The following is a 6,890-nucleotide window of genomic DNA, read 5'->3' on the forward strand; positions in this document are numbered from 1 at the left end:
GCTCGCCGAGGTAGCCGCGCATCTTCTTCACCGACCGGGCGACCCCGCCGCGGGGGCCGCCGCCGTGCCGGATCATCATGCCCGCCCAGTCCCGGAAGTCGTCCTGGTCCTCGGGCGGGACGCCGAGCAGGTCGCAGATGGCGTAGATGGGCAGCGGGAAGGCGAACTCGTGGATGAGGTCGGCCGAGCCGCTGCCGGCGAACCGGTCGATGAGGTGGTCGGTCAGCTCCTGCACCCGGGGGGCGAACTCGGCGACCCGGCGGGGGGTGAACGCCTTGCTGACGAGCCTCCTGAGCCGGGTGTGGTCCGGCGGGTCGATGTTCAGCAGGTGCGTCATCAGCTCGGCCTTGCGCTCGCCCGGGATGCCGGTCTTGCCCTTGGCGTGCGCGGGCTCGTCGTGGTGCGCCGGGTTCTTGCTCAGCCGCTGGTCGGCCAGCGCCTGGCGGGCATCGGCGTACCGGGTGACGAGCCAGGCCTCGACACCGCTCGGCAACCGCGTCCGGTGCACCGGCGCGTGCTCGCGCAGCCAGGCGTAGGCGGGGTAGGGGTCGGCGGCGAACTCCCAGGTGAAGAGGGCGGGAGGGGTCGGGGGGCCGGGCTCGTTGGTCACTCCTCGACGGTATCCGGCCCGGCGGACACCCCGCCGAGGGGCGGGCGGGATGCGCGGTGCCCCGCCGGCCGGCTGCGGTCGGTGGCGCCGGGGACCGGCCGGCTCGGGGCCGGTGGGGTCCGGCGTCCTCCGGTTTCCGGCCTGTCCTCCGGGTTCTCGGCCTGTCCTCCGGGTTCTCGGCCTCCTAGCCCTCCTTCTCCGAGTCCTCGTCGTCCTCGTCGTCCTCGTCGTCCTCGTCATCCTCGTCGTCCTCGCCGGTGGCCGCCGGGTGCGGGGCCTCGGCTGCCCTGATCGCGTCCCGGTACGCCCGTGCCGCCGCGCGCAGGGCCGCCTCCGGGTCGGTGCCCTCCGCCTCGGCGCGTACCGCCAGTGCCAGCAGCTCGTATCCGATGCCCTCTCCCCGCGGCAGCGGGACGTCCAGGCCCGCCGTGCGGGTGCGGGAGGCGAGCTTGGCGGCGAGGGCCAGGCCGGGCTGGCCGAGCGGGACGCCGTCGGTGACGGAGGTGCGCTGCTTCTCCTCGGCCTTGGTGCGCAGCCAGTGCTCCTTGACGTCCTCGGGGGTCTCGGCCCGCTCGTCGCCGAACACGTGCGGGTGCCGGTGGATGAGCTTGGCGACGATGCCGCCGGCGACGTCGTCGACGGAGAACGGGGCGTCCGGGTCCTCCTCGGCGATCCGGGCGTGGAAGACGACCTGGAGGAGGACGTCGCCCAGCTCTTCGCGCAGCTCGTCCCGGTCGCCGGCCTCGATCGCCTCGACCAGCTCGTACGCCTCCTCGATGCCGTACTTCGCCAGGCCCTCGTGGGTCTGCCGGGAGGACCAGGGGCATTCGGCGCGGATGCGGTCCATCACCTGCACGAGGTCCAGCAGGCGGGCGCCGGGCAGGTCGTAGGAGGCGGGGAGCAGCTCCAGCTCCGGCATGGCGACCCGGCCGGAGCCGGCCAGCCGGGCGAGGCCGTCCGTGAGCGCCGGCTCGCCCTCGCCCGTCGCCACGACCACCACCGTGCGCCCGCCGGCGCAGGCGTCGACCAGCTCCTGCGCGGTGGGGGACGCCTCCGTCACGGCTGTCCCGGCCTCGCGCAGGTACGGCAGCTGCGGATGGGCGCCGTCCGCGCACAGCACGGCGTCGGCGGTGCGCAGGGCCTGCCAGGCGGGCCAGGACAGCAGGCCGGGGGCGACGCGGTGGCTGGTCGTGAGCAGGACGATGCGGCCGGGGCTGGGCTCGGGACTGATTGCGTTCACGCACCGAACGTAACCCACGGCCCGGGAGAGCGGACCGGGTTGTCCACAGGGCCGGGGAGATCATGTGACCGTACGACTGGAACGCCTCGCCTCCGCCGGCCACCGCCGGCCACCACCGGCCACCGCCGGTCACGGCCTGCCGCGCCGCGCGCTACGCCGTGACCGGCTGGCCGCCCGCCGTCGTGACCTCCCGGACCCACGGCGTCCCGGCGTCCACCCGGCTGCTCTTCTGCACGTCCCAGGAGCCGTAGCGCGGGTTCAGGTCGACGTGGAGTTCCTCCGACGCCGTGGACAGGGCCTTCCAGAAGGCGGGCTGGCTGGTGTCGGTGCCCAGCTTCGCGGCGAGCTTCTGCGCCTCCAGCTGCAGGCGCAGGTTGTCGTCGAGACGGCCCGGGGCGATGCCGTACTTCTGCAGCCAGGCCGCCTCCAGGCCCTTGCTGCCGCCGGCCTGCCGCTCCAGGTCCCCGCGCATCTGCTGGATCTCCTTGCGGGTGACCGTGATGCCCTGGTCCCGCGCGGCGCGGTGCAGCACCCGGTCGAGCACCATGTTGTGCAGGGTGTCGCGGGTCAGGCCGCTGGTGGAGGAGACGACCTGCTGGTACTGCGCCTGGTCCGGCACCGCGGCCCGCTGGGCCTCGCGGACCTCGTCGACCCGGCTCTCCAGCTGGGCGACGGTGATCCGCTGTCCGCCGACGACGGCGGCGGCGCCCGGGTGCGCATCGTTTCCGCAGGCGGTCAGCAGGGGCGCCGCCGCGGCGATCGCGGCGGTGAGGACGAGCGCGGTGCGACGGCGGGGTTGCAAGGAGACCTCCAGGGGAGATTGTGCGGCGGTGCACAAGGTCTTGCGGTGATCGATGGTAGGCAGTGGGCAGGCCGGGGCCAACCCATTCGACCAACGATTCGCGCGTCCTTCGGGCACCGCCGTCCCCGCCGCCCGGGCCGGCGCGCTAGCCGCGCACCTGTCCCAGCCACTGGAGGGTCCGGCGGATCTCCATGGCCGTCGGGTGGCCGGGGCCGTGCAGCCGCTCCACGTCCAGGACCAGCCGGGCGAGCGTGTCGTGCGCGGCCGGGCGGTCGCCGAGCGCGAGCAGGAGGTGGCCGATGCGGCGGCGGACCTCGTGGGCGAGCTGGGGGTCGCCGGAGACGTACTGGTTCTCGTAGTACGGCAGCAGGGCGCGGTACTCGGCGAGCGCGGCCGCCGGTTCGCCCAGCTGCTCCAGGCACTGCGCGGACTCGTAGCGGTAGCGCAGCGACTGCGGGTCCGCCTGGCCGGCCTCGGCGGCGCGTTCGTCGGCGAGGCGGCGCAGTTCCGGCAGCGCACGCCGGTACTGGCCGTCGTCCATGAGCGTGGCCGCGTACTGCTTGCGCAGGGTGCGCACGACCGGGGAGTGCTCGCCGTGCTGCTCGGCGGCGACCGGCAGGATCGCGCCCAGGATGTCGACGGCCTGGGTGATGCGGCCCTCGCCCAGCAGGCGCTTGACCTCGTCCACGGCGGCGGCGACATCGGGCTTCCCGGCCGCCGGCGGGACCGGCGCGACCGGCGCGGGCTGCGGCGCGGGGGTCCTGGCGCGGTCCGGCCAGGGGGCGTGCGGCCGCAGGAAGGGGCGGGTGGGGTCCAGCGGCGCCCCGGTGGGCGTCCCGCGCGCGGGCAGCAGCGGTGCCAGGTCCTCGTACACCTCCTGCGCGGACGCCGGGCGGTGCTGGGGGTCCTTGGCGAGCAGCCGCAGCACCAGGGCCTCCAGCGCCTCGGGCACCTCGGGGCGGATCCGGCGCACGGGCAGCGGCGGCTCGTACAGGTGCCGGTGCAGCACGCCGAGCGCCGTCGACCCGGCGAACGGCACCTCGCCGCTCAGCAGTTCGTGCATCAGCACGCCCAGTGCGTAGAGGTCGGTGTACGGGCCGACCGCGCCGCCCATCGCCTGCTCCGGCGCCATGTAGGCGGGCGAGCCGATCGGGGAGCCGGTGTGCGTGAGGCGGGTGGTGTCGGTGTCCATCACGGAGGCCACGCCCAGGTCGAGGACGGTGACCATGCCGTCCTGCTTCACCATCACGTTGCGGGGCTTGAGGTCGCGGTGCACGATCGGCACGGCGTGCACGGCGCTCAGCACGGCGCACAGCTGCGCGGCCACCGCGACCGCCCACTGCCACGGGTACGGGTCGTGCTCGGCGAGGTGGTCGGAGAGGTCGGCACCGTCGACGTACTGCATGACGAGGAACAGTTCCTCACCCTCGCTGCCCGCGTCGTGCACCGTCACCAGGCCGGGGTGGTCCACCTGCGCGGTCACCCGGCACTCGCGCACGAACCGGCGGCGCAGCTCGTCCGCCTCCTGGCCCGCCACCTTGTCGGGGCGCAGCAGCTTCACCGCCACGCGCCGGTCGAGCCTGCGGTCGTACGCCGTCCAGACCTGGCCCATGCCGCCCTGCCCGATGAGCGTGGACAGTTCGTAACGGCCGGCGATCATGCGCCCTGTCGTCACGGTCACCGCCCGCCCTCGCCGCGGCCCTCGTGTCCCTCTGTTCCGTCGTGCCGGCGCAGGTAGTCGCTCAGTTCGTCGAGTTCGGCACGCACCTGGTCGATCCGCGCGGGCACGGGGGGTACCGGGGTGTGGTGCGCGGGCGGCTGGGGTACGGGGGGCTGAGGTACGGGCGTGTGGTGCGCGGGCGGCACGGGCGGCTGGGGCACCGGGCCGGGCGTCGTGTACGCCGGTGCGGCGTGCGGGAAGCCGTAGCCGTGCACAGCAGGGGCGTGCGCCCGCGCGTACCCGGCGAACGTCCGCTGCTGGTGCACCCGGATGTCCACGACCAGGTAGTACACCGCGGACATCACGCCGAGGAGCAGGAGCAGCGCCAGCGCGACGTCACTGCGCGAGTCGTTCTCCGGCAGCTCGCCGACCAACGCCAGCCCCGTGAAGGACAGCGGCAGGCTCAGCCAGGCGATCAGCCAGTCGTACCAGCGGCCTCGCACGAAGGCGGCCCGGAACAGCGGCAGACAGGACAGCAGACCGCACGTGAGGAAGCCGGCCGCCGCGAACAGCACGCGCAGGGATATGACCGCTCCTGCGCTGCGAGGAGGCGGCAGCGCGCCGTGGCCGTACATGACTGCTCCTGGACCGATGGGAACCGATGGGAACCGGGTGGGGCCGGGTGGGACCGATGGGGACGGACGCCGACGGGGCGGTGTCCGGGCCGGAGTCCGAGCGTATAGGCCGACAAGGACAACCCGTCACGGGTTGTACCGAACCGTTGTCGCACTGATCGCTTCCCCGTGTCGGGGCCGGGTTCAGCCCGGTGCGACCGTGCCGTCCGTCAGCCCGTCGTACATCCCGCGCACGAGCTGCTCCCCGAGCCGGCTCGCCTGCCTGAGCGCCCGCTCGAACTCCTCCAGCGCGCGGAACCGTGCCCCGTAGCGCCGCTGTTCGTCCAGCGGGAGCCGGGGCAGGTGCAGCCGGCGCACGTCCAGCCGGGTCGCCGTGGAGGCGTAACTGCTGGCCTGACGGTTGTTGGCGGTCCCGCGCAGGAACCCGGCGAGGAACCACGGGTCGAGCGCCGTGCGGTCGGGGCGCAGCAGCACGAGGTTGCGCCCCAGCGCGGCGCCGCCCGTCGCCTCGTCGATCACGCGCGCCACCGCTCCCCCGCCGAGCACCGGTACGACGACGTCGCCCGGCTCCGTCAGCACGGCCTCCTCCTCGCTCTCCGGGAGCGTGCCCGACGGTGCCGTCCCGGCGAGGACGTCGTGGTCTGTGAGGACCGGCACGCGCGCGTGGCCGCCGTTTCCGCCGGTGCGCATCACCAGCGCGCCCCCGCGCGCCAGTTCGCCGACGGTGGTGAGCGGCCAGCGCGCGGGCGGTGCCGGGTCGGCGGGGGGCGGGGTGAGGTCGGCGGTCAGGCGCAGGGTCTCGCCGAGGCGCTCGCGCACGCGCGTGAGCTGCTCCGCGCCGTCGGCGACCGCCGGCGGCAGGCGGCGGGCCGGCGCGAGGTCCACGTCGTCGTCGAGGAGTTCGATGACCGGCACCGAACGGGCCAGCCCCGGCCGCTCCGCCAGCCGTCCCGCGCGCGTGAAGGCGCGCCAGGCGTCCGTCACCGTCTCGCGTACCGCCTCCCAGTCCGGCCCGCCCCTCCCCTCCCCGGCGAACCTCCCGGTGTCCACGAGCAGTACCTCGGGCGTCGCCGGCACCCGGTCGGGCCGGCGCAGCACCCACAGGTGCAGCGGGATGTTGTACGGCGGTGCCGCGCCGACCGGCAGCGCGACGACGGCCCGCAGCGCGCCCCGGCGCAGCAGGTCGGCACGGATCCGGCGCCCGGAGCGGCGGGAGGCGGCGGCCGGCGGCATCAGCAGTACGGCGGTGCCGCCGTCCTTCAGCCGGGCCAGCGCGTGCTGCACCCAGGCCAGTTCGGACTCGGTGCGTGCCGGGAAGCCGTACTCCCACCGGGGGTCGTAGGCGAGTTCGTCGTGGCCCCAGTTGCGCTCGTTGAACGGCGGGTGGCACAGGACCACGTCGGCGCGCAGCCCGGGGTGGGCGTCGGCGCGCAGGGTGTCGCCGGCGGCGGCGCGCACGGTGGCCCGGTTGTGCAGCGCGAGCCGGAGCGCGCTGAGCGCGGCGAGTTCGGGGGCGCTGTCCTGGGCGTACAGCCGCTGGCCGGGGCGGGGGTCGACGGCGCGCAGCAGGGCGCCGGTGCCGCAGGCGGGGTCCAGCGCGGTGCGGGCCGGTCCGGCGAGGTCGGCCATGAGGCCGGCGAGTTCGGCCGGGGTAAGCGTGTACTGGCGGGGGTTGGCGTCCAGGTGCCGGCCCAGCAGGAACTCGAAGGCCTGCCGGGCCCCGATGCCGGCGGCCAGCTCGGCGACACCGCGCAGGAGAGGGGCGGAGGGGAGGAGCTGGGGGCCGGTGGGGGTGCGGAGCGGGGTGGCGGGGGCGGGTGCCGCCGGGGTGGGGGTGGTTGCGGTGGTGCGGGCCGGGGCGGGGGTGGCCGGGGTAAAGGTGATCGGGGTCAGCACTTCGTGCAGCGCCCCCGGCAGCACCGCGGCCAGCCGTGCGTCCGAGC

The 6,890-nt window shown here is 75.2% G+C and carries 6 protein-coding genes; all 6 read right to left on the reverse strand.

What is annotated here, in order from left to right; all coding sequences use genetic code 11:
* Positions 1-610: cytochrome P450 family protein (locus tag IE312_RS40820; protein WP_229900108.1), on the reverse strand; the 610-nt coding region annotated here is incomplete at its 3' end.
* A gap of 184 nt (positions 611-794) precedes the next feature.
* A complete protein-coding gene (locus IE312_RS19000; protein WP_189983318.1) occupies positions 795-1,850 on the reverse strand; it encodes a nucleoside triphosphate pyrophosphohydrolase in 1,056 nt (351 codons plus the stop codon).
* 151 nt (positions 1,851-2,001) lie between these two features.
* Positions 2,002-2,652, reverse strand: coding sequence for a SurA N-terminal domain-containing protein (locus tag IE312_RS19005; RefSeq protein WP_189983320.1), 651 nt, complete (start codon positions 2,650-2,652; stop codon positions 2,002-2,004).
* Between the two features lie 145 nt (positions 2,653-2,797).
* Complete coding sequence (locus tag IE312_RS19010) at positions 2,798-4,312, reverse strand: serine/threonine-protein kinase (RefSeq protein WP_189983322.1); 1,515 nt, start codon at positions 4,310-4,312, stop codon at positions 2,798-2,800.
* A gap of 17 nt (positions 4,313-4,329) precedes the next feature.
* Positions 4,330-4,947, reverse strand: coding sequence for a hypothetical protein (locus IE312_RS19015; protein ID WP_189983324.1), 618 nt, complete (start codon positions 4,945-4,947; stop codon positions 4,330-4,332).
* 183 nt (positions 4,948-5,130) lie between these two features.
* Positions 5,131-6,890, reverse strand: a 1,760-nt coding sequence (locus IE312_RS19020) for an N-6 DNA methylase (RefSeq protein WP_229900110.1), incomplete at its 5' end; no start/stop codon positions are given.

It is taken from the genome of Streptomyces capoamus, from assembly GCF_014654935.1.
GTDB classification, from domain to species: Bacteria; Actinomycetota; Actinomycetes; order Streptomycetales; family Streptomycetaceae; genus Streptomyces; species Streptomyces capoamus.